Below are 23,742 nucleotides of genomic sequence, written 5' to 3' on the forward strand. Positions count from 1 at the left end.
GATCTAGTCGCGTGCCGTGCGTCCGGGAAGTTTGTGGTCTCGAGAGGCCAGCCGAACCGACGCAGATAGAGCGACTAAAGGACAGGCCACCGCCTGGCACCAAACCGTCGCATGAGGTGCTGGAAGGATGCATCTTGGCAGGGTCCCGCCAATCCAAGTCAGCAGTAGATACCACTAATAGTTCCGTCCCAGGCGCACCAAACCGAGTCTCTTTCGCCAAGCTCCGCGAGCCTCTCGAGGTTCCGGGGCTACTTGACGTTCAGACCGAGTCGTTCGACTGGCTGGTCGGGTCCGATTCGTGGCGCGAGAAGGCCAAGGCCCGCGGTGACGTCAACCCAGTGGGCGGCCTCGAAGAGGTGCTCGCCGAACTGTCGCCGATCGAGGACTTCTCCGGCTCGATGTCGCTGTCATTCAGCGACCCGCGCTTCGATGAGGTCAAGGCTCCGGTCGACGAGTGCAAAGACAAGGACATGACCTACGCGGCTCCGCTGTTCGTCACCGCGGAGTTCATCAACAACAACACCGGTGAGATCAAGAGCCAGACGGTCTTCATGGGTGACTTCCCGATGATGACCGAGAAGGGCACCTTCATCATCAACGGCACCGAGCGTGTCGTGGTGTCCCAGCTGGTCCGCTCGCCGGGTGTGTACTTCGACGAGACCATCGACAAGTCCACCGAGAAGACGCTGCACAGCGTCAAGGTGATCCCCGGCCGCGGCGCGTGGCTGGAGTTCGACGTCGACAAGCGCGACACCGTTGGTGTGCGCATCGACCGCAAGCGGCGCCAGCCGGTCACCGTGCTGCTGAAGGCGCTGGGCTGGACCAACGAGCAGATCGTGGAGCGCTTCGGCTTCTCCGAGATCATGATGGGCACGCTGGAGAAGGACAACACCGCAGGCACCGACGAGGCGCTGCTGGACATCTACCGCAAGCTGCGCCCGGGCGAACCGCCAACCAAGGAGTCCGCGCAGACCCTGCTGGAGAACCTGTTCTTCAAGGAGAAGCGCTACGACCTGGCTCGGGTGGGCCGCTACAAGGTCAACAAGAAGCTCGGCCTGAACGCCGGGCAGCCGATCACCAGTTCGACGCTGACCGAAGAGGACGTCGTCGCGACCATCGAGTACCTGGTGCGTCTGCACGAGGGCCAGACCTCGATGACGGTCCCCGGCGGCGTCGAGGTGCCGGTGGAGACCGACGACATCGACCACTTCGGCAATCGTCGTCTGCGTACCGTCGGCGAGCTGATCCAGAACCAGATTCGGGTCGGCCTGTCCCGCATGGAGCGCGTCGTGCGCGAGCGGATGACCACCCAGGACGTCGAGGCGATCACGCCGCAGACCCTGATCAACATCCGTCCCGTCGTGGCGGCGATCAAGGAGTTCTTCGGCACCAGCCAGCTGTCGCAGTTCATGGACCAGAACAACCCGCTTTCCGGTTTAACCCACAAGCGCCGTCTCTCGGCGCTGGGACCGGGCGGTCTGTCCCGTGAGCGCGCCGGCCTCGAGGTCCGCGACGTGCACTCCAGCCACTACGGCCGGATGTGCCCGATCGAGACGCCGGAAGGCCCGAACATCGGCCTGATCGGCTCGCTGTCGGTGTACGCGCGGGTGAACCCGTTCGGCTTCATCGAGACCCCCTACCGCAAGGTCAACGACGGTGTGGTCTCCGACGACATCGAGTACCTGACCGCCGACGAGGAGGACCGCCACGTTGTGGCGCAGGCCAACTCGCCGATCGACGAGAAGGGCCGCTTCGTCGAGGAGCGCGTCCTCGTTCGCCGGAAGGGCGGCGAGGTCGAGTACGTCTCCTCGACCGAGGTCGACTACATGGACGTCTCGCCGCGCCAGATGGTGTCGGTCGCGACCGCGATGATCCCGTTCCTCGAGCACGACGACGCCAACCGTGCCCTGATGGGTGCCAACATGCAGCGCCAGGCGGTTCCGCTGGTGCGCAGCGAGGCCCCGCTGGTCGGTACCGGTATGGAGCTGCGCGCCGCGATCGACGCGGGCGATGTCGTCGTCGCCGATAAGGCGGGCGTGATCGAAGAGGTCTCGGCTGACTACATCACCGTGATGGCCGACGACGGCACCCGGCACACCTACCGGATGCGTAAATTCGCCAGGTCCAACCACGGCACCTGCGCCAACCAGCGTCCCATCGTGGACGCCGGGCAGCGTGTCGAGGCGGGTCAGGTCATCGCCGACGGCCCCTGCACCGAGAACGGTGAGATGGCTCTCGGCAAGAACCTGCTCGTGGCGATCATGCCGTGGGAAGGGCACAACTACGAGGACGCGATCATCCTCTCCAACCGCCTGGTCGAAGAGGACGTGCTCACCTCGATTCACATCGAGGAGCACGAGATCGATGCCCGCGACACCAAGCTGGGCGCCGAGGAGATCACCCGGGACATCCCGAACGTCTCCGATGAGGTGCTGGCCGACCTCGACGAGCGCGGCATCGTCCGCATCGGCGCCGAGGTCCGCGACGGCGACATCCTGGTCGGCAAGGTCACCCCGAAGGGTGAGACCGAGCTGACCCCGGAGGAGCGGCTGCTCCGCGCGATCTTCGGTGAGAAGGCGCGCGAGGTCCGCGACACGTCGCTGAAGGTGCCGCACGGTGAGTCCGGCAAGGTCATCGGCATCCGGGTGTTCTCCCGCGAGGACGACGACGAGCTGCCCGCGGGCGTCAACGAGTTGGTCCGCGTCTACGTCGCACAGAAGCGCAAGATCTCCGACGGCGACAAGCTGGCCGGACGCCACGGCAACAAGGGCGTCATCGGCAAGATCCTGCCCGTCGAAGACATGCCGTTCCTGCCCGACGGCACCCCGGTGGACATCATCCTGAACACCCACGGTGTGCCGCGTCGGATGAACATCGGCCAGATCCTGGAGACCCACCTCGGGTGGGCAGCTAAGGCCGGCTGGACTATCAAGGATGAGGCCGGTTCTCGTCCAGCATGGGCAGCCAACTTGCCCGAGGAGATGCTGGACGTCGAGCCGAACAGCATCGTCTCGACGCCGGTGTTCGACGGTGCCCGCGAGGCCGAGCTTCAGGGTCTGTTGGCCTCGACGCTGCCCAGCCGCGACGGCGATACGTTGGTCGACGAGGACGGCAAGGCGAAGTTGTTCGACGGCCGCAGTGGTGAACCGTTCCCGTACCCGGTGACGGTCGGCTACATGTACATCCTCAAGCTGCACCACTTGGTGGACGACAAGATCCACGCCCGCTCCACTGGCCCGTACTCGATGATCACCCAGCAGCCGCTGGGCGGTAAGGCGCAGTTCGGTGGCCAGCGGTTCGGTGAGATGGAGTGCTGGGCCATGCAGGCCTACGGCGCGGCGTACACGCTGCAGGAGCTGTTGACCATCAAGTCCGACGACACCGTCGGCCGGGTCAAGGTGTACGAGGCGATCGTCAAGGGCGAGAACATCCCAGAGCCGGGCATTCCGGAGTCGTTCAAGGTGCTGCTCAAGGAGTTGCAGTCGCTGTGCCTGAACGTCGAGGTGCTGTCTTCAGACGGTGCAGCGATCGAGATGCGCGACGGCGACGACGAGGACCTGGAGCGCGCTGCTGCGAACCTGGGAATCAACTTGTCCCGCAATGAATCTGCTTCTGTTGAGGATCTTGCGTAATTGCGGCGGAGCCGCAGCGCTATTGGTTACTAATCCCGAAAGGGGAAAGGGAGTTACGTGTTAGACGTCAACTTCTTCGATGAGCTCCGGATCGGTCTTGCCACCGCCGACGACATCCGTAACTGGTCGTTCGGTGAGGTCAAGAAGCCGGAAACCATCAACTACCGCACATTGAAGCCGGAGAAGGACGGCCTGTTCTGCGAGAAGATCTTCGGACCGACTCGCGACTGGGAGTGCTACTGCGGCAAGTACAAGCGCGTCCGCTTCAAGGGCATCATCTGCGAGCGCTGCGGCGTCGAGGTCACCCGCGCCAAGGTGCGTCGTGAGCGGATGGGCCACATCGAGCTGGCCGCGCCCGTCACGCACATCTGGTACTTCAAGGGTGTTCCCTCGCGCCTCGGCTATCTGCTGGACCTGGCGCCCAAGGATCTCGAGAAGATCATCTACTTCGCGGCCTACGTGATCACCGCCGTGGACGACGAGATGCGCCACAACGAGCTGTCCACTCTCGAGGCCGAGATGGCCGTCGAGCGCAAGGCCGTCGAGGATCAGCGCGACGCCGATCTCGAGGCCCGGGCGCAGAAGCTCGAAGCCGACATGAAGGAGCTCGAGGACGAGGGCGCCAAGTCCGACGTCAAGCGCAAGGTTCGCGACGGCGGCGAGCGTGAGATGCGTCAGCTCCGCGACCGCGCCCAGCGTGAGCTGGACCGGCTCGAGGAGATCTGGACCACCTTCACCAAGCTGGCTCCCAAGCAGCTGATCGTCGACGAGGTGCTGTACCGCGAGCTCGTCGACCGCTACGGCGAGTACTTCGAGGGCGCCATGGGCGCGGAGTCGATCAAGAAGCTCATCGAGACCTTCGACATCGACGCCGAGGCCGACAGCCTGCGCGACACCATCCGTAACGGCAAGGGCCAGAAGAAGCTTCGTGCTCTCAAGCGTCTGAAGGTCGTCGCGGCGTTCCAGTCCAACAGCAACTCGCCCCTGGGCATGGTGCTCGACGCCGTACCGGTGATCCCGCCGGAACTGCGTCCGATGGTGCAGCTCGACGGTGGCCGGTTCGCCACCTCGGACCTCAACGACCTGTACCGCCGCGTGATCAACCGCAACAACCGGCTCAAGAGGCTGATCGACCTCGGCGCGCCCGAGATCATCGTCAACAACGAGAAGCGCATGCTTCAGGAGTCGGTTGACGCGCTGTTCGACAACGGCCGTCGCGGCCGGCCCGTTACCGGGCCGGGCAACCGTCCGCTGAAGTCGCTCTCGGATCTGTTGAAGGGCAAGCAGGGCCGGTTCCGTCAGAACCTGCTCGGCAAGCGCGTCGACTACTCCGGCCGTTCGGTCATCGTGGTCGGCCCGCAGCTCAAGCTGCACCAGTGCGGCCTGCCCAAGCTGATGGCACTCGAGCTGTTCAAGCCGTTCGTGATGAAGCGTCTTGTCGATCTGAACCACGCACAGAACATCAAGAGCGCCAAGCGGATGGTCGAGCGTCAGCGCCCGCAGGTGTGGGACGTTCTCGAAGAGGTCATCGGCGAGCACCCGGTGCTGCTGAACCGCGCACCAACGCTGCACCGCCTCGGCATCCAGGCTTTCGAGCCGATGCTGGTGGAAGGCAAGGCAATTCAGCTGCACCCGTTGGTGTGTGAGGCCTTCAACGCCGACTTCGACGGTGACCAGATGGCCGTGCACCTGCCGCTGAGTGCGGAGGCACAGGCCGAGGCTCGCATCCTGATGCTGTCGTCGAACAACATCCTGTCGCCTGCGTCGGGCCGCCCGCTGGCCATGCCGCGTCTGGACATGGTGACGGGTCTGTTCTATCTGACCACCGAGGTTCCGGGTGGCATCGGCGAATACACCGCCGCCGCCAAGGATCAGCCGGAGACTGGCGTGTACAGCTCGCCTGCCGAGGCCATCATGGCGATGGACCGCGGCGCGCTGAGTGTGCGTTCCAAGATCCGGGTGCGGCTGACGCAGCTGCGTCCGCCTGCCGAGGTCGAAGCCGAGCTGTTCGGCGACGAGGGTTGGAAGCCGGGCGACGCCTGGACGGCCGACACCACGCTGGGCCGGGTGCTGTTCAATGAGCTGCTCCCGCTTGGGTATCCGTTCGTCAACGAGCAGATGCACAAGAAGGTGCAGGCGCGGATCGTCAACGATCTGGCCGAGCGCTACCCGATGATCGTGGTCGCGCAGACCGTCGACAAGCTCAAGGACGCCGGCTTCTACTGGGCCACGCGTTCGGGTGTCACGGTCTCGATGGCCGACGTCATCGTGCCGCCGGAGAAGCAGGAGATCCTCGAGCGCTACGAGGCCGAAGCCGACCGGATCGAAAAGCAGTATCAGCGTGGCGCTCTCAACCATGAGGAGCGCAACGGTGAGCTCGTGAAGATCTGGCAGAAGGCCACCGAAGAGGTCGGCGAGGCGCTGCGGTCGCACTACCCGGCGGACAACCCGATCATCACGATCGTGGACTCGGGCGCGACGGGTAACTTCACGCAGACGCGAACGCTGGCCGGCATGAAGGGTCTGGTGACCAACCCGAAGGGTGAGTTCATCCCGCGGCCGATCAAGTCCTCGTTCCGTGAGGGCCTGACGGTGCTGGAGTACTTCATCAACACCCACGGCGCCCGAAAGGGTCTGGCGGACACCGCTCTTCGTACTGCCGACTCGGGTTACCTGACCCGTCGTCTGGTGGACGTATCGCAGGACGTCATCGTTCGCGAGACCGACTGCGAGACCGAGCGCGGCATCACGGTCACGCTGGCCGAGCTGCAGGACAAGTCTCTGGTGCGCGATCAGCACATCGAGACTTCGGCCTACGCACGGACTTTGGCCGCTGACGCGCTGGACGCGAAGGGCAACGTGGTCGTCGAGCGCGGTCACGACCTTGGCGACCCGGCGATCGAGGCACTGCTCGCGGCCGGCATCACCGAGGTGAAGGTCCGCTCCGTGCTGACCTGCACCACCGGTACCGGCGTCTGCGCGATGTGCTACGGCCGTTCGATGGCGACGGGCAAGCTGGTCGACATCGGCGAGGCGGTCGGCATCGTCGCCGCGCAGTCCATCGGTGAGCCCGGCACGCAGCTGACCATGCGTACGTTCCACCAGGGTGGCGTCACCGGCGGTGGCGACATCGTCGGTGGTCTGCCTCGCGTGCAAGAGCTGTTCGAGGCTCGTGTGCCGCGTGACAAGGCGCCGATCGCCGACGTCACCGGTCGCGTGCGCCTCGAGGAGGGCGAGCGCTTCTACAAGATCACCATCGTTCCTGACGATGGTGGCGAAGAAGTGGTGTACGACAAGCTCTCTCGTCGTCAGCGCCTGAAGGTGTTCAAGCACGAGGACGGTACCGAGCGGCTGCTTTCCGACGGCGACCACGTCGAGGTCGGCCAGCAGCTGATGGAAGGCTCGGCCGATCCGCACGAGGTGCTGCGTGTCCAGGGCCCCCGCGAGGTGCAGATCCACCTCGTCAAGGAGGTCCAGGAGGTCTACCGCGCTCAGGGTGTGTCGATCCACGACAAGCACATCGAGGTGATCGTCCGGCAGATGCTGCGTCGCGTCACGATCATCGATTCGGGTGCGACGGAGTTCCTGCCCGGCTCGCTGACCGAACGTGGCGAGTTCGAGACCGAGAACCGTCGGGTGGTTGCCGAGGGCGGCGAGCCCGCGGCGGGTCGCCCGGTGCTGATGGGTATCACGAAGGCGTCGCTGGCCACCGACTCGTGGTTGTCGGCGGCGTCGTTCCAGGAGACCACTCGCGTGCTGACCGATGCGGCGATCAACTGCCGCAGCGACAAGCTGAATGGTCTGAAGGAGAACGTGATCATCGGCAAGCTGATCCCGGCAGGTACGGGCATCAGCCGGTACCGCAACATCCAGGTGCAGCCGACCGAAGAGGCTCGGGCCGCGGCGTACACGATCCCCTCCTACGAGGATCAGTACTACAGCCCGGACTTCGGCCAGGCCACCGGTGCCGCAGTGCCGCTGGACGATTACGGCTACAGCGACTACCGCTAGTCACTCAAGAAGAGAGCCCTCGCCTTGTGCGAGGGCTCTTTTCTTTCGCCGAGGGTGGACTTATGACACGTCTGCGCCCCCAAATGCGTGGCACAAGTCCACAGTCGACGTGATGTGGGCGAACGCGGCGGTGTCGGGCCGCCTCACTAGACTCGACTCCGTGCTTATTGGATCCCACGTCAATCAAGACGATCCCCTGGCTGCGGCGGATGCCGACGGCGCCGACGTGGTGCAGTTCTTCCTCGGCAATCCGCAGAGCTGGAAGAAGCCCAAACCCCGCGAGGACGCGGAGGTGCTGAAGGCATCGAGCATGCCGCTGTACGTGCATGCGCCGTACCTGATCAACGTGGCCTCGGCGAACAACAGGGTGCGCATCCCGTCGCGCAAGATCCTTCAGGACACCTGCGACGCGGCTTCAGAGATCAACGCGACCGCGGTGATCGTGCACGGCGGCCACGCCGACGACAACGATTGGGAGGCCGGCTTCGAGCGTTGGCGCAAGGCGCTCGAGTATCTCGAAACCGACGTGGCCGTGTACCTGGAGAACACGGCGGGCGGCGACCATGCGATGGCACGGCATTTCGACACCATCGCCCGGTTGTGGGATCACATCGGCGACAAGGGCATCGGCTTCTGCCTCGACACCTGCCATGCCTGGGCCGCAGGTGAAAAACTCATCGATGCCGTCGAGCGGATCATGAGCATCACGGGGCGTATCGACCTCGTGCACTGCAACGACTCTCGCGATGCCGCAGGGTCGGGCGCGGACCGGCACGCGAATTTCGGCACCGGACAAATCGACCCGGAATTGCTGGTCGCGGTCGTCAAGGCCGCTGATGCGCCGGTGATCTGTGAAACCGCCGACGAGGGCCGAAAGGACGACATCGCGTTCCTGCGTGACCACTTGGAGTAACCCGGTCTGAATACTTTTCGATAAACGAACAGTTATCCAACCCGCGGTAACGCTGGAGTGAACTACGCTGAATTGAGTGTCGGCAGTTGACGACTCACCAATTGCGTTGGTCCGCCTCGAGGAAGCGCCCCCCACGCTCGAGCGGCGGCTGGTATTTACCCGCCGCATCGCGATCGCGACGTGGGCAGCAATCGTCGTATACCGCACTGTCACAACGGGGTTCGCATTCAACCGCGAGCTGTTGCTGCTCTACATCTGTACCGGACTGCTCGCGGCGAGCATCGGTCAGGGCCGTCGCATGCTCTACGTCGTCCGCGACTGGCTGCCGTTCGCGTTGGTGCTCGTCGCCTATGACCTGAGCAGGGGAGCGGCCATCCTGGTTGGACGGCCGACCATGTGGCACTGGCAGGTGGACGCGGATCGATGGATGTTCGCGGGCACGGTCCCCACGGTGTGGCTGCAGGAGCGTCTGAAGCTGCCCTACCCACCGTGGTGGGAGATCGTCATCAGCACCGTCTACATGTCGTTCTTCATCCTTCCCTACGTCGTTGCCGCGGTCCTGTGGCTGCGTGACCGTGCGGAGTGGAAGGCGTTCGTCCGGCTGTTCGTCGGGCTGTCGTTCGCGGCACTGATCATCTACACGCTGCTGCCCGCCGCGCCGCCATGGGCGGCGGCCCGGTGCACAGCCGCCGACGTATCCAGCGGGCCGTCGGGCCCGGCGTGCATGTTCGGCCCGGCGCGCGGCGTGCCCGATGGTGGGCTGCTCGGCGGCATGCACTCGACGCACGACGGCGCAAACAGCTGGGTTGAGAGGATCGTCGGGCGCGGCTGGGGAAAGCTGAACCTGCAGACCGCCAGCGCGCTGATAGACCAGGGCCAGGCGAGTGTGAACCTGGTGGCGGCCATCCCGTCGCTGCACGCCGCCCTCACCGCCGCAGTCGCGGCGTTCCTGTGGACCCGGGTCGCGCGGAAGTGGCGGCCGCTGCTGGCGGCTTACGTTGTGGTGATGGCGTTCACGCTGGTGTACACGGCCGAGCACTACGTCGTCGACATTCTTCTCGGCTGGCTACTGGCCGCCGTGGTGCTGCTGGCGATGCGGTGGTTCGAGGCCTGGCGCTCACGCCCGCGGAACGATATTACGGCTATTGTGCGACTGTCGTGAAACTGTAATATGGAGAAATGCCAGACACGCATGTCGTCACCAACCAGGTCCCGACCCTGGAGAACTTCAACCCCGCGACTTCGCCGGTACTCACCGAGGCGCTGATCCGCGAGGGTGGCGAATGGGGGCTCGACGAGGTCACCGAACTGGGCGCGCTCTCCGGCAGCAAGCAGGCACTCCGTTGGGGCGAGCTCGCCGACCGCAACCAGCCGATCCTGCACACCCACGACCGCTACGGCCACCGGGTCGACGAGGTCGAGTACGACCCGGCCTACCACGAGCTGATGAAGGCGGCGATCGGCCATGGTCTGCACGCGGCGCCGTGGGCCGACGACCGGCCCGGGTCGCACGTCGTGCGCGCCGCCAAGATGTCGGCGTGGACGCCTGAGCCTGGCCACGTCTGCCCGATCTCGATGACGTACGCCGTCGTCCCTGCGCTGCGCAACAACGCCGAACTGGCCGCTGTCTACGAACCGCTGCTCGCCAGCCGCGAGTACGACCCCGAATTGAAGGTGCCCGCCACCAAGGTCGGCATCACCGCGGGCATGTCGATGACCGAGAAGCAGGGCGGCTCCGACGTCCGCGCAGGCACCACGCAAGCCACGCCGAATGGTGACGGCACGTACAGCCTGGTCGGCCACAAGTGGTTCACGTCGGCGCCGATGTGTGATGTCTTCTTGGTGTTGGCGCAGGCACCTGGCGGCGTGTCCTGCTTCTTCCTGCCGCGGATCCTGCCCGACGGCAGCCGCAACCGGATGTTCCTGCAGCGGCTCAAGGACAAGCTGGGCAATCACGCCAACGCGTCGAGCGAGGTCGAATACGACGGCGCCACCGCGTGGCTGGTCGGCGAGGAAGGTCGCGGAGTGCCGACCATCATCGAGATGGTCAACCTGACCCGGCTCGACTGCACATTGGGCAGCGCCACCAGCATGCGCAGCGGCCTCACTCGCGCCATTCACCACGCTGCGCACCGAAAGGTGTTCGGCGCCTACCTGATTGACCAGCCGTTGATGCGCAATGTGCTCGCGGACCTGGCCGTCGAGGCCGAGGCGGCCACCATGGTCGCGATGCGGATGGCCGGTGCCACCGACGCCGCCGTGCGCGGCGACGACCGTGAGGCGCTGCTGCGTCGCATCGGGCTGGCGGCCAGCAAGTACTGGGTGTGCAAGCGCGCGACCCCGCACGCGGCTGAAGCGATGGAATGCCTTGGCGGCAACGGCTACGTCGAGGAGTCGGGCATGCCGCGGCTGTACCGCGAGGCGCCGCTGATGGGCATCTGGGAGGGCTCCGGAAACGTCAGCGCGCTAGATACGTTGCGCGCCATGGCAACTCGTCCCGAGTGTGTCGACGTGCTGTTCGACGAACTGGCCAAGACAACGGGCCAGGATCCCCGCTTGGACGCTCACGTCGACGCGCTCAAGCCGGCATTGGCGGACGTCGAGACCATTCAGTATCGCGCCCGCAAGGTCGCCGAGGACATCAGCCTCGCGCTGCAGGGTTCGCTGCTGGTGCGCCACGGGCATCCCGCGGTCGCCGAGGCGTTCCTTGCCACCCGGATGGGCGACGCATGGGGCGGCGCGTTTGGAACCATGCCAACGGGGCTGGATCTCGCACCGATCATCGAACGTGCAATGGTCAAGGGATGACGCACGCCATCAGGCCCGTGGACTTCGACAACTTGAAGACAATGACCTATGAGGTCACCGATCGGGTTGCGCGCATCACCTTCAACCGTCCTGAAAAGGGCAACGCGATCATCGCAGACACCCCGCTGGAATTGTCGGCGCTCGTCGAGCGCGCCGATCTCGATCCCAACGTGCACGTGATCCTGGTTTCCGGTCGCGGCGAAGGGTTTTGTGCCGGTTTCGATCTCAGCGCCTACGCCGAGGGGTCGTCGTCCGCCGGCGGTGGCAACCCGTACAAGGACACCGTGCTCTCCGGCAAGACGCAGGCCATCAACCATCTGCCGGATCAGCCGTGGGATCCGATGATCGACTACCAGATGATGAGCCGCTTCGTCCGCGGCTTCTCCAGTCTGCTGCACGCCGACAAGCCGACAGTGGTGAAGATCCACGGCTACTGCGTTGCGGGCGGCACGGATATCGCCCTGCACGCCGACCAGGTGATCGCCGCGGCCGACGCCAAGATCGGCTACCCGCCCACCCGAGTCTGGGGTGTGCCGGCCGCGGGGATGTGGGCGCATCGCCTCGGCGACCAACGCGCCAAACGTCTTCTGCTGACCGGTGATTGCATCACCGGTGCGCAGGCCGCCGAGTGGGGGCTCGCGGTTGAGGCGCCGGACCCGAGGGACCTTGACGAGCGCACCGAGCGCCTTGTCGAACGGATCGCGGCGGTGCCGGTCAACCAGCTCATCATGGTCAAGCTCGCGATGAACACCGCGTTGTTACAGCAGGGCATCGCGACCAGCCGAATGGTCAGCACGGTGTTCGACGGCATCGCACGGCACACGCCCGAGGGGCACGCGTTCGTCGCGCAATCGCGCGAGCACGGGTTCCGGGAGGCGGTCCGCCAGCGCGACGAGCCGTTCGGTGATTACGGCCGGAAGGCGTCCGGAGTCTAGGAAATGCCAACGCTCTCGCGGATGACGGCCCGGTCGGTCGTGCTGAGTGTGCTGCTCGGCGCTCATCCCGCCTGGGCCACCGCGAGTGAACTCATCAGGCTCACATCCGATTTCGATATCAGAGAGCCGACGCTGAGGGTGGCGCTGACTCGCATGGTGAGCGCCGGCGACCTGGTGCGCTCCGAGGATGGCTACCGGCTCTCCGATCGGCTGCTGGCCCGGCAGCGTCGCCAGGACGACGCGATCAACCCTCGGCTGCGGAAATGGCAGGGAACATGGACCACGCTGGTGATCACCCGCGTTGGAACCGACGCTCGCAGCCGTGCGATTCTACGAAACACACTGCAGGAGAAGCGGTTCGGCGAACTACGCGAGGGCGTGTGGCTTCGGCCCGACAACTTGGAAGTGGAATTACCTGCCGATGTCCTGGAACGGGTCCGCGTCCTTCAGTCACGCGATGACAACCCCGAGGGACTCGCCGCTCGGCTGTGGGACCTGCCCGACTGGATGCGCACCGGCCGCGATCTGCTCAACGAAATAGCAACGGCCGCAGATGTTCCCGGCCGATTCGTGGCGGCAGCAGGCATGGTGCGCCACCTGCTCACCGACCCGGTGCTGCCCGATGAGCTGCTGCCCGAGGACTGGCCCGGTGCGGCCTTGCGGGCGGCGTACGTGAACTTCGCCGCGGAACTGGTCGCGCGGCGCGATGGTATTGAATCTGTCGCTCACGCGACGGTGTCGAACTGATGGAGGCAACGTGACGAGCGATCCGGCGGGCAGGAGCGAATCGGGTGGAGTGCGGGTCGAGCGCAGTGGCCCGGTGACGACCGTCATCATGAACCGGCCGCAGGCGCGTAACGCCGTCAACGGTGCCGCCGCTGCGGAGCTGTACGAAGCATTCGACGAATTCGACAGGGATGACTCGGCCGCCGTCGCGGTGCTCTGGGGCGACAACGGAACGTTCTGTGCTGGAGCCGATCTCAAGGCGCTCGGCACCGCGGACGCCAATCCGGTACATCGCAGCGGCCCCGGCCCGATGGGGCCCAGCCGAATGGTGTTGTCCAAGCCAGTGATCGCCGCCGTCAGCGGCTACGCCGTGGCAGGTGGCCTGGAGCTTGCGATCTGGTGTGACTTGCGCGTCGTCGAAGAGGACGCCGTCTTCGGCGTGTTCTGCCGACGGTGGGGCGTGCCGTTGATCGACGGCGGGACAGTGCGCCTGCCGCGCCTGATCGGTCACAGCCGAGCGATGGACATGATCCTGACCGGCCGTGGCGTCGACGCGGCAGAAGCCCTTGAGATGGGGCTCGCTAACCGCGTGGTGCCCAAAGGACAAGCGCGCCAACGTGCGGAGGAGCTTGCCGCCGAGCTCGCGAAGCTGCCGCAGCAGTGCATGCGGTCGGATCGGCTGTCGCTGCTGAACCAATGGGGGTCATCGGAAGCCGAAGCCATGGACTTCGAGTTCGCCAGCATCTCGCGCGTCGCAGCCGAATCACTCGAGGGCGCATCACGATTCGCCGCAGGCGCCGGCAGACACGGCGCGAGCTCTTAACCTCAGCCCTTCGAAATCTTGTTGCCTGAACCGAGATCCTCGACCTTGGGCTCACCGGCCTTGTAGGTCACAGTGTTGTTCAGACCGACCACCGACAGCGCTTTGTCGACATTGTCGAACGTGATTTTGTTGTCGGCGCCGCCGATGTTCACGCTCGCGCAGGTGCCCTTCACGGTCAGCGAGTTGTTGGAACCGCCTACGTTGAGCGACTTCCCGTCAGCGCAGTCGATCTCGGCGGTGGTGCCGAACGACCCGTAATTGATCGTGTTGCCGACTTCGACCTGAGCGCCCGACGTACCCGCGGTGGCAAGCGGTGCGTTGGTGTCTCTTTTTTCCGAGTTGCAGCCTGCCAACCCGAGTACACAGGCCGTGACGGCAAGGCAGGCGGCGAAGCCATATCTCGGCATGTCAGGCAGCTACCCGATCGATCCGGTTGACCATCCCCAGCTCACGGCCGCGGTCCAATACGATGGGCTCACCGCTCTTGTACAACACCAGCTGGTCGCTGCCGTACACAGTGATGTCGTTGACGACGTTGTCGGCAATCACGGTGTTCGACGAGCCCTGCATGGTGACCCCCCAGCAGCTGCCCAGTGCGTACACGGTGTTGTAGCTGCCTAATACGAGCAGTGTGCCGTTGTTGCAATCCAACGTCTGCTGGGTGCCAACACCGGTGATGTGGGTATCCCCTTGGACGTGCGCACCGACGACAGCGTTATCGGCGCAATTACGTAAATACGGATTGCAGACGACCGGGTCCGGTTCCGCATTTGCGACGGGTGTCGCCGTCAGTGCGACCGGGAACGCAACCAGGCATGCCGCCAACGGACGGGCCACGGCTCTCCACATCATGGGGCTGAGCGTACGACGCTCACCGGTGGTCGTGGCGGTGGTTCGCACGAGTCGCCTTCGTTGAGCGTGCTGGGTAGCGTGATGACCGATGCGTTGGCGGGTTAACCCGGTTGCTGTCGTGGCGGTCATTGCGGTAGTGGCGGTCGCAGGGTGTTCTCAGACCGTCAGCGGCGCCGCGCGTCGGGCGCAATCCGGTGCGCCTGATCCCACGCGCAGCTACGGGTATGTCGACGACCGATGTGGATTGTTGGTCGACGGTTCAATTCAGCAGGCCATCGGCGCCGACCACATCGTGCGCCCCTACAGCGGCGCGGTCTGCCAGTACGTGTTGGCGCGCGGATCGGCGATTGTCGACGTGACGTTCTCTTGGTACGAGACAGGCACCCTCGACCGCGAACGCGCGCTCGCCACCGAACGCGGCGCGACGATCACCGAGAAGGTGGTCGAACGGCATCAGGCATACCTTGCGCGTCGCGACACCACGGGTGCGGCCTGCTCGGCCACTGCCGCCGCAGGCAGCGGCGTCCTCAGTTGGTGGGTGCAGTACCGCAACCAGCACAACGGCGATCCCTGCAAGGACGCCGAGAAGCTGCTCACCGCCACCTTGCAGTCGGACATGTGAGCATGGCTTTCCCAAGATCGCTTTCGACGTCCGTGGCTGCCCTTGCCGTGGCTTTCGTGGCAATGCTGCTCGCCGCGTGCGGCTCGTCGGATCAGTCAAAGGCACCCACCACGCCGGCGCCGCCGTCAGGCCTCGGCTTCCGCAGCGCCGACTGCAACGGCGTCACCGACGCCGACATCACCAAGGCCGCCGGCTCCTCGATGTTCACCAAGACGGTGGTCAGCGACGCCGGGTGCTTCTGGCAGGAGAACACCGTGCTGGGCACCTTCGGTCAGGGCATGGGCATCTCGACGTGGTGGTATCGCGGCAGCGATATGGACACGGAGCGGACGCTGGAACAGAAGGCCGGGCGTACCTTGACCGAATTGTCGATCGACGGCAACAAGGGCTTCAAGGCCTACGACGCGAACGCGTGCAGCATCTACGTGGCCAAGGGCACTGACGTCATCACGTGGTCGATCCAGACGATGAATCCGGCCATGCTGCCCGACCTGTGCACGATCACGGGGCAACTCGCCCAGGTCAGTCAAGAGCGCGTCAACTGACCACAGGGAAACTAGAGGTGTTAGTTTTCCCAGATCAGGTTCTGTTCGACGGAAGGAAACGGCACATGGCAGCTCCGTCAACGAGCGGCCGACGCGCCACGAAGCTCAGCCGCGACTCCATCGTCAACGCTGCGCTGACATTCCTCGACCGTGAGGGCTGGGACGCGCTGACCATCAACGCATTGGCCACCCAGCTGGGCACCAAGGGACCGTCGCTGTACAACCACGTCCAGAGCCTCGAGGACCTGCGCCGGACCGTGCGGATGCGGGTAGTCGGCGACATCATCGAGATGCTCACCACCGTCGGAGAAGGCCGCACCCGCGACGACGCGGTGACCGTGATGGCCAGTGCCTATCGGAGCTACGCACACCATCACCCCGGTCGATATTCGGCGTTCACCCGGATGCCGCTCGGCGGCGACGACCCGGAGTTCACCAACGCGACGCGGGCGGCGGCTGCACCTGTTATTTCTGTGCTTGCCTCGTACGGCCTTGACGGCGATGCCGCGTTCTACGCAGCGCTCGAGTTCTGGTCGGCGATGCACGGTTTCGTGCTGCTGGAGATGACCGGGGCGATGAACGGCATCGACACGGATGCCGTGTTCACGGACATGGTGATGCGGCTCGCGACCGGGATGGAGCGGCGATGAGCGCTAGCGCGAAGAGCAGAAAGCTCCGATGAGCGCTTGCGCGAAGAGCAGAAAGCTCCGATGAGCGCTTGCGCGAAGAGCTCATGGCTTGAGCTAGGGCTGACCTGCGAATAGGCGGTCCGGGACGGGTTTGGAGCGGTGCGCCAGCCCTGGTATCGTGGACGATCGTGCCTGGCAGATAAGGCGCTTGTCGACGTCAAAGTCACAAGCATGCCTGCACGCCGGGCCAATTCGCGTGTCCACGAAGCCTAGAGAAAATCTACGCGGCGGGCGCATGCGACACACCCGATCGCGGGGTACGTGAACGGGACATAACTGCAGTACAGAGACTTAAAGAACGAATAAGCAACACAGAAAGCCGGTAGATGCCAACCATTCAGCAGCTCGTCCGCAAGGGCCGCCGCGACAAGATCGCCAAGGTGAAGACCGCGGCCCTCAAAGGCAGCCCGCAGCGCCGCGGCGTGTGCACCCGCGTGTACACCACCACCCCGAAGAAGCCGAACTCGGCGCTTCGCAAGGTCGCGCGCGTCAAGCTGACGAGCCAGGTTGAGGTCACCGCCTACATTCCGGGCGAGGGTCACAACCTGCAGGAGCACTCGATGGTGCTGGTGCGTGGCGGTCGTGTGAAGGACCTGCCGGGTGTGCGCTACAAGATCATCCGCGGCTCGCTTGACACCCAGGGTGTGAAGAACCGCAAGCAAGCCCGCAGCCGCTATGGCGCGAAGAAGGAGAAGAGCTAATGCCGCGCAAGGGGCCCGCACCCAAGCGTCCGTTGGTCAACGACCCGGTCTACGGGTCGCAGCTGGTCACCCAGCTGGTCAACAAAGTTCTCCTGGAGGGGAAGAAATCGCTGGCCGAACGCATTGTTTATGGTGCGCTCGAGCAGGCCCGTGACAAGACCGGCACCGATCCGGTCGTCACCCTCAAGCGCGCTCTCGACAACGTCAAGCCCGCACTCGAGGTTCGCAGCCGACGTGTCGGTGGTGCGACCTACCAGGTTCCCGTCGAGGTGCGCGCCGACCGTTCCACCACGCTGGCGCTGCGCTGGCTGGTCAGCTTCTCGCGGCAGCGCCGGGAGAAGACCATGGTCGAGCGTCTGGCGAACGAGATCCTCGATGCCAGCAACGGCCTGGGCGCCTCCGTCAAGCGGCGTGAGGACACCCACAAGATGGCCGAGGCAAACCGCGCCTTCGCGCACTACCGCTGGTGATTCAGCCGCCTAGGGCGGTGTGGCCCGGGGCGCTGGGATGTCAAACCTGACAACAGCAACTATCAAGCGAAAGAGATGACTTCTGTGGCACAGAAGGACGTGCTGACCGACCTGACCAAGGTCCGCAATATCGGCATCATGGCGCACATCGACGCCGGCAAGACGACGACGACCGAGCGCATCCTCTACTACACCGGTATCAGCTACAAGATCGGTGAGGTGCACGACGGTGCCGCCACGATGGACTGGATGGAGCAGGAGCAGGAGCGGGGGATCACCATCACCTCCGCGGCTACCACATGCTTCTGGAACGACAACCAGATCAACATCATCGACACTCCCGGACACGTGGACTTCACCGTCGAGGTGGAGCGCAGCCTGCGCGTGCTCGACGGTGCCGTTGCCGTCTTCGACGGCAAGGAAGGTGTCGAGCCCCAGTCCGAGCAGGTCTGGCGCCAGGCCGACAAGTACGACGTGCCCCGCATCTGCTTCGTCAACAAGATGGACAAGATCGGCGCGGACTTCTACTTCTCGGTGAAGACCATGGAGGATCGCCTGGGCGCCAACGTCATTCCGATCCAGCTGCCGGTCGGCTCCGAGGGTGACTTCGAAGGCATCGTCGACCTGGTCGAGATGAAGGCCAAGGTGTGGCGCGGCGAGACCAAGCTCGGTGAGACCTACGAGACCATCGACATTCCCGCCGACCTGGCTGACAAGGCCGATGAGTACCGCACCAAGCTGCTCGAGGCGGTCGCCGAGACCGACGAGTCGCTGCTGGAGAAGTACTTCGGAGGCGAGGAGTTGTCGGTCGAGGAGATCAAGGGTGCGCTGCGCAAGCTCACCATCAACTCCGACGCCTACCTCGTGCTGTGCGGCAGTGCGTTCAAGAACAAGGGCGTCCAGCCGATGCTCGACGCCGTGATCGACTACCTGCCGTCTCCGCTGGACGTGCCGCCTGCCATCGGCCACGCACCCGGCAAGGAGGACGAGGAGATCACCCGCAAGCCGTCGGTCGACGAGCCGTTCTCGGCGCTGGCCTTCAAGGTGGCCACGCACCCGTTCTTCGGCAAGCTGACCTATGTCCGCGTGTACTCGGGCACCGTCGAGTCCGGTTCGCAGGTCATCAACGCGACCAAGGGCAAGAAGGAGCGTCTGGGCAAGCTCTTCCAGATGCACTCCAACAAGGAGAACCCTGTCGAGCGGGCCTCTGCCGGCCACATCTACGCGGTGATCGGTCTCAAAGACACCACCACCGGCGACACGCTGTCCGATCCCAACCAGCAGGTCGTGCTTGAGTCGATGACCTTCCCCGATCCAGTGATCGAGGTGGCCATCGAGCCCAAGACCAAGAGCGACCAGGAAAAGCTCGGTATGGCGATTCAGAAGCTCGCCGAAGAGGATCCGACCTTCAAGGTGCACTTGGATCAGGAGACCGGCCAGACCGTCATCGGCGGGATGGGCGAGCTTCACCTCGACATCCTCGTAGACCGGATGAAGCGCGAGTTCAAGGTCGAGGCCAACGTCGGCAAGCCGCAGGTGGCCTACAAAGAGACCATCAAGCGCAAGGTCGAGAAGGTCGAATTCACCCACAAGAAGCAGACGGGTGGCTCGGGCCAGTTCGCGAAGGTGCTCATCGACCTCGAGCCGTTCAGCGGCGAGGACGGTGCCACCTACGAGTTCGAGAACAAGGTCACCGGTGGCCGCATCCCGCGTGAGTACATCCCGTCGGTCGACGCGGGTGCCCAGGACGCCATGCAGTACGGCGTGCTCGCCGGCTACCCGCTGGTGAACGTCAAGGTCACCTTGCTCGACGGCGCGTACCACGAGGTCGACTCCTCGGAAATGGCATTCAAGGTCGCCGGCTCACAGGTGCTGAAAAAGGCTGCGGGACAAGCACAACCGGTGATCCTGGAGCCGATCATGGCCGTCGAGGTCACCACGCCCGAGGACTACATGGGTGAAGTGATCGGCGACCTGAACTCCCGCCGTGGTCAGATCCAGGCCATGGAGGAGCGGGCGGGCGCACGCGTCGTCAAGGCGCATGTGCCGCTGTCGGAGATGTTCGGCTACGTCGGAGACCTTCGGTCGAAGACCCAGGGCCGGGCGAACTACTCCATGGTGTTCGACTCGTATGCCGAAGTTCCGGCCAACGTGTCGAAGGAGATCATCGCGAAGGCGACGGGTCAGTGAGAATCGAGGGCCGCCAGGCCCGAGGCTCGGAGCTGACCCGGAGTCGAGCAATCGATCAAAGCGAAGGCGACGGGTCAGTGAGAATCGAGGGCCGCCAGGCCCGAGGCTCGGAGCTGACCCGGAGTCGAGCAATCGATCAAAGCTAAGGCGACGGGTCAGTAATCTGCCCTGCCGTCACCGCGGCGAGTAACAACTGCAAAGATCAACACTGCTTTACAACAAGCACTAACACAGTCCAGGAGGACCACACAGTGGCGAAGGCGAAGTTCGAGCGGACGAAGCCGCACGTCAACATCGGGACCATTGGTCACGTTGACCACGGCAAGACCACGCTGACCGCAGCAATCACCAAGGTGCTGCACGACAAGTACCCCGAGTTGAACGAGTCGCGCGCATTCGACCAGATCGACAATGCGCCTGAGGAGCGTCAGCGCGGCATCACGATCAACATCTCGCACGTCGAGTACCAGACCGAGAAGCGTCACTACGCGCACGTCGACGCCCCCGGTCACGCCGACTACATCAAGAACATGATCACCGGTGCCGCCCAGATGGACGGCGCGATCCTGGTGGTCGCGGCGACCGACGGCCCGATGCCGCAGACCCGCGAGCACGTGCTGCTGGCCCGTCAGGTCGGCGTGCCCTACATCCTCGTGGCCCTGAACAAGGCCGACGCCGTGGATGACGAGGAGCTCATCGAGCTTGTCGAGATGGAGGTCCGCGAGCTGCTGGCCGCCCAGGAGTTCGACGAGGACGCCCCGGTCATCCGCGTCTCGGCGCTGAAGGCGCTCGAGGGTGACGAGAAGTGGGTCAAGTCCGTCGAGGAGCTCATGGACGCGGTCGACGAGTCGATCCCGGATCCGGTTCGCGAGACCGACAAGCCGTTCCTGATGCCCGTCGAGGACGTCTTCACGATCACCGGCCGCGGCACCGTGGTCACCGGTCGTGTGGAGCGCGGCGTGGTCAACGTCAACGAGGAAGTCGAGATCGTCGGCATCCGTCCGGAGACCACCAAGACCACGGTCACCGGTGTGGAGATGTTCCGCAAGCTGCTCGATCAGGGCCAGGCCGGTGACAACGTCGGTCTGCTGCTGCGTGGCATCAAGCGTGAGGACGTCGAGCGCGGCCAGGTTGTGATCAAGCCCGGCACCACCACACCGCACACCGAGTTCGAGGGCCAGGTCTACATCCTGTCCAAGGACGAGGGCGGCAGGCACACGCCGTTCTTCAACAACTACCGTCCGCAGTTCTACTTCCGCACCACCGACGTGACCGGCGTGGTGACGCTGCCGGAGGGCACCGAGATGGTCATGCCCGGTGACAACACCGACATTTCCGTCAAGCTGATCCAGCCCGTCGCCATGGACGAGGGCCTGCGCTTCGCGATTCGCGAGGGCGGCCGTACCGTCGGCGCCGGCCGGGTCACCAAGATCATCAAGTGATCTGACCTCCGGCGCAGCCGGAGATGCACTGAAGTACCGCGAAGCGGCGCTCACCTTCGGGTGGGCGCCGCTTTTGTTTGGCTCGTTGTCGGGGTGCGGCCGAGCGACCGTCGGCGGTCCAGCGCTCCGTTGTGACACGTGTAACGGATGCGCTGATTGGGACGATGAACCTCCCGAAGGCCCTGGTAGGGCCGGAGAAGGGTTGGGGTTCCATGTTTCGTCGTGTCACTACGCTTGCCTGCGCAGCAGCCGCCGCCAGTGCTGCCGTCGTCGGCCTGTCGGCCGCCTCCGCTTCTGCCGATCCCAGCTGCCCCGACGTGCACTGGATCGGTGCCGCAGGATCCGGCGAGCGCGCAGGCGCCGACCTGACCACGTACAACGGCATGGGCCGAGTGGTCAACCAATCGATGTCCGATCTGTCGTCGCAATTGCAGCACGACGGTCGCACGATGACCGCTGAGGCCGTCGACTATCCGGCGGTGCCGGTGCCGGGTGACGACGGCGGGGTGGGCGCGTGGCTCGGCTTCATGGGCAGTGTCGACGCAGGCGCGAAGGCTCTCGGCGAGCAATACGCCACCTTCGTTGCGCAATGCCCGACCTCCAAAGTCGTGCTGGCCGGCTACTCGCAGGGCGCGATGGTCGTCCACCGGAATCTGGCTGCCCTTGCGGCAAGCCCTAACCTGACCGCGGTGCTGCTGATCGCCGACGGCGATCGGCGACCAGAAGACCCCACCCTGAACCTGGGTACCGCCAGTGGCATCCCACAGCATGGCAAGGGTGTCGCGCAGGATTGGCCGATCCTCGCGCACGCGCCTGCACCTCTTGCTCCAGAACTCGGCGCCCGCACCATCAGCGTCTGCAATCTCAACGACGCCGTGTGCGACTACGACGCTAACGCTGACGACTCCAAAGCCGCGTACGCGCGGCGCGTCGCCGTCCATACCAGCTATGGCGTCGGACAGACGCAGGGTTTGGCTTGGACCGCGCCGCTGTACTTCCTGCTCGGTCCGGCGCCGGCCCCGACAGCATCTCAGCTGCCGGGTCCGGACGCCCTCGCGATCAACAGCACGACCACCCCGGCGGGCAGCAGCAGCGCCGCCAGCACCACGACGATGGCGTCGATGGCACCGGCTGGCGACATCCCCACCCGCTGAAGCATCTCGAGCACCGTTCCCGATACCGCGACGCCAACTCCGGCGAGCGTGACCAACGCGGTCAGCGTGACGCCGGCGGCCTCCCCGGCGCGCTCGGTGCGCACAACTGCCTGAGTCGCCACTGTCGTGAACGCGTAGACCAAGCCGAGCGTTAGTCCGCACGCGCTCAACGCAGGCAGATAGACGACCCAATCACGCGATACCGCAAGGGCGCCCAACGAAATCGCCGCCGCGACGGTCGTCACGCCCATGACGAGCACCGGCGGCCGGCTGGCTGCAAGCCGACCCGCCAGCACGCCCCCCAACGCCGCTCCCGCCGATGGTCCGAGGAACGCTAAGCCCGCGGTCAACGGATCGAGTCCGCGCACCTGCTGCAAATACATCGTCGACAAGAAGATCGTCACGCCGTAGGCGATGTTCGCGACGGTGCCTGCGACGACCAAGACCGTGAACCGTGGGTTGCGCGCCAGCGACAGATCGACCAGTGGCCACTGCACACGGTTCTCGATGACGACGAACACAGCGAGCGCCGCGAGTGAGCACCCGAACGCGATGACCGTCGGCGCCGACAACCATCCCCACGTCGGAGCTCGGTCAAATGTCAACGTGAACAAGCCAATTCCGACGGTGATCAGCGCCAGCCCTGCGACGTCGATGCGACGCGGCACCGACTCGTCAAACGATTCCGTGATGAACCGCCACGCGATGACCAGCACGACGAGGGTGAGCGGTACGTTCAGCCAGAATATCCAGCGCCAGCCGATCGTTTCCGTGAGCAGCCCACCGATCAGCGGGCCCGCCGCATTGCCCAATCCCGCTATGCCGTAAGCCAACCCGATGGCATGACTGGCGCGCGCGGCCGGAAAGGCGTTCGTCAACACGCTCACAGATACAGGGAAAATCAGCGCGGCGCCCACACCCTGCAAAGCGCGAAAGGCGATGACGAGCCCCGCTGTCGGCGCCAACGCGCACAGTGCTGAGGCAGCCCCGAACAACGCGACCCCCGCCAGCAGCGCGCGCCTGCGGCCGAAGATATCGCCGATACGACCCGCGGGCACCATGAAGGCGCCTAGCGCGAGCATGTACACGCTGATCACCCACTGCAGGTTGGGCGTGGTGGTTTGCAGGTCGAGCGCCATCCGCGGAAGCGCGAGATTCATGGCGAAGTAGTCGATTTGCACGCAGAACAGCGCCATCGAGACGGCCGCAAGGATCAACCGGTAACGCAC

General features: G+C 64.9%; 18 protein-coding genes and 1 pseudogene. 16 read left to right on the plus strand and 3 right to left on the minus strand.

From position 1 onward, the window contains the following. Positions 1-134 precede the first annotated feature (134 nt). The 8 genes from rpoB (at position 135) to MYCSM_RS04655 (ending at position 13,848) form a co-directional block, all read left to right on the plus strand. On the plus strand, positions 135-3,632 hold the full coding sequence (rpoB, locus tag MYCSM_RS04620; RefSeq protein WP_041313221.1) for a DNA-directed RNA polymerase subunit beta: 3,498 nt from the start codon (positions 135-137) through the stop codon (positions 3,630-3,632). A gap of 57 nt (positions 3,633-3,689) precedes the next feature. Continuing rightward, the gene (locus MYCSM_RS04625) at positions 3,690-7,643 is read left to right on the plus strand and encodes a DNA-directed RNA polymerase subunit beta' (protein ID WP_015304976.1); all 3,954 of its coding nucleotides are present in this window, start codon (positions 3,690-3,692) and stop codon (positions 7,641-7,643) included. 160 nt (positions 7,644-7,803) lie between these two features. Beyond that, positions 7,804-8,556 carry a deoxyribonuclease IV gene (locus MYCSM_RS04630; protein ID WP_041313224.1) on the plus strand — a complete coding sequence of 251 codons (753 nt, stop codon included), beginning with the start codon at positions 7,804-7,806 and terminating at the stop codon, positions 8,554-8,556. 76 nt (positions 8,557-8,632) lie between these two features. Further along, entirely contained in the window at positions 8,633-9,718 is a 1,086-nt protein-coding gene (locus MYCSM_RS04635; protein WP_015304978.1) for a phosphatase PAP2 family protein, read from the plus strand. Between the two features lie 17 nt (positions 9,719-9,735). Further along, positions 9,736-11,364, plus strand: coding sequence for an acyl-CoA dehydrogenase family protein (locus MYCSM_RS04640; RefSeq protein WP_015304979.1), 1,629 nt, complete (start codon positions 9,736-9,738; stop codon positions 11,362-11,364). Then, positions 11,361-12,299 (plus strand): crotonase/enoyl-CoA hydratase family protein, encoded by a 939-nt coding sequence (locus tag MYCSM_RS04645; RefSeq protein WP_015304980.1) that lies wholly within the window; start codon positions 11,361-11,363, stop codon positions 12,297-12,299. The genes MYCSM_RS04640 and MYCSM_RS04645 overlap by 4 nt, the downstream gene beginning before the upstream one ends. 21 nt (positions 12,300-12,320) lie before the next feature. Then, on the plus strand, positions 12,321-13,046 hold the full coding sequence (locus MYCSM_RS04650; protein ID WP_157681277.1) for a PaaX family transcriptional regulator C-terminal domain-containing protein: 726 nt from the start codon (positions 12,321-12,323) through the stop codon (positions 13,044-13,046). 10 nt (positions 13,047-13,056) lie between these two features. Next, positions 13,057-13,848: a crotonase/enoyl-CoA hydratase family protein gene (locus MYCSM_RS04655; protein ID WP_015304982.1), complete on the plus strand. Its 792-nt coding sequence runs from the start codon at positions 13,057-13,059 to the stop codon at positions 13,846-13,848. A gap of 2 nt (positions 13,849-13,850) precedes the next feature. On the opposite strand, the gene MYCSM_RS04660 is transcribed toward MYCSM_RS04655, so the two are convergent. Next, positions 13,851-14,255, minus strand: a complete 405-nt coding sequence (locus tag MYCSM_RS04660; protein WP_015304983.1) for a DUF3060 domain-containing protein — start codon at positions 14,253-14,255, stop codon at positions 13,851-13,853. Position 14,256: 1 nt separating this feature from the next. Then, positions 14,257-14,700 carry a DUF3060 domain-containing protein gene (locus MYCSM_RS04665; RefSeq protein ID WP_041313233.1) on the minus strand — a complete coding sequence of 148 codons (444 nt, stop codon included), beginning with the start codon at positions 14,698-14,700 and terminating at the stop codon, positions 14,257-14,259. A gap of 88 nt (positions 14,701-14,788) precedes the next feature. On the opposite strand from MYCSM_RS04665, the gene MYCSM_RS04670 reads away from it, so the two are divergent. The 8 genes from MYCSM_RS04670 (at position 14,789) to MYCSM_RS38045 (ending at position 22,513) form a co-directional block, all read left to right on the plus strand. Further along, positions 14,789-15,322 (plus strand): DUF3558 domain-containing protein, encoded by a 534-nt coding sequence (locus MYCSM_RS04670; RefSeq protein ID WP_015304985.1) that lies wholly within the window; start codon positions 14,789-14,791, stop codon positions 15,320-15,322. Positions 15,323-15,324: 2 nt separating this feature from the next. Beyond that, positions 15,325-15,867, plus strand: coding sequence for a DUF3558 domain-containing protein (locus MYCSM_RS04675; RefSeq protein ID WP_015304986.1), 543 nt, complete (start codon positions 15,325-15,327; stop codon positions 15,865-15,867). Positions 15,868-15,932: 65 nt separating this feature from the next. Beyond that, complete coding sequence (locus MYCSM_RS04680) at positions 15,933-16,517, plus strand: TetR/AcrR family transcriptional regulator (protein ID WP_015304987.1); 585 nt, start codon at positions 15,933-15,935, stop codon at positions 16,515-16,517. 365 nt (positions 16,518-16,882) lie between these two features. Continuing rightward, the gene (gene rpsL, locus MYCSM_RS04685) at positions 16,883-17,257 is read left to right on the plus strand and encodes a 30S ribosomal protein S12 (RefSeq protein ID WP_007167812.1); all 375 of its coding nucleotides are present in this window, start codon (positions 16,883-16,885) and stop codon (positions 17,255-17,257) included. Further along, a complete protein-coding gene (gene rpsG / locus MYCSM_RS04690; RefSeq protein WP_015304988.1) occupies positions 17,257-17,727 on the plus strand; it encodes a 30S ribosomal protein S7 in 471 nt (156 codons plus the stop codon). Before rpsL ends, rpsG begins: the two co-directional genes overlap by 1 nt. Positions 17,728-17,811: 84 nt before the next feature. Further along, the gene (fusA, locus tag MYCSM_RS04695; RefSeq protein ID WP_085976597.1) at positions 17,812-19,917 is read left to right on the plus strand and encodes an elongation factor G; all 2,106 of its coding nucleotides are present in this window, start codon (positions 17,812-17,814) and stop codon (positions 19,915-19,917) included. A gap of 251 nt (positions 19,918-20,168) precedes the next feature. Further along, positions 20,169-21,359: an elongation factor Tu gene (gene tuf, locus MYCSM_RS04700; RefSeq protein WP_015304990.1), complete on the plus strand. Its 1,191-nt coding sequence runs from the start codon at positions 20,169-20,171 to the stop codon at positions 21,357-21,359. Positions 21,360-21,571: 212 nt separating this feature from the next. Beyond that, positions 21,572-22,513: a cutinase family protein gene (locus tag MYCSM_RS38045; RefSeq protein WP_157681449.1), complete on the plus strand. Its 942-nt coding sequence runs from the start codon at positions 21,572-21,574 to the stop codon at positions 22,511-22,513. 65 nt (positions 22,514-22,578) lie between these two features. Here the strand turns inward: MYCSM_RS38045 and MYCSM_RS04705 are convergent. Next, positions 22,579-23,709: pseudogene (locus MYCSM_RS04705) on the minus strand (MFS transporter); the annotation flags it as partial. Between the last annotated feature and the right edge of the window lie 33 nt (positions 23,710-23,742).

This window comes from Mycobacterium sp. JS623, from assembly GCF_000328565.1.
Taxonomy (GTDB): Bacteria; Actinomycetota; Actinomycetes; order Mycobacteriales; family Mycobacteriaceae; genus Mycobacterium.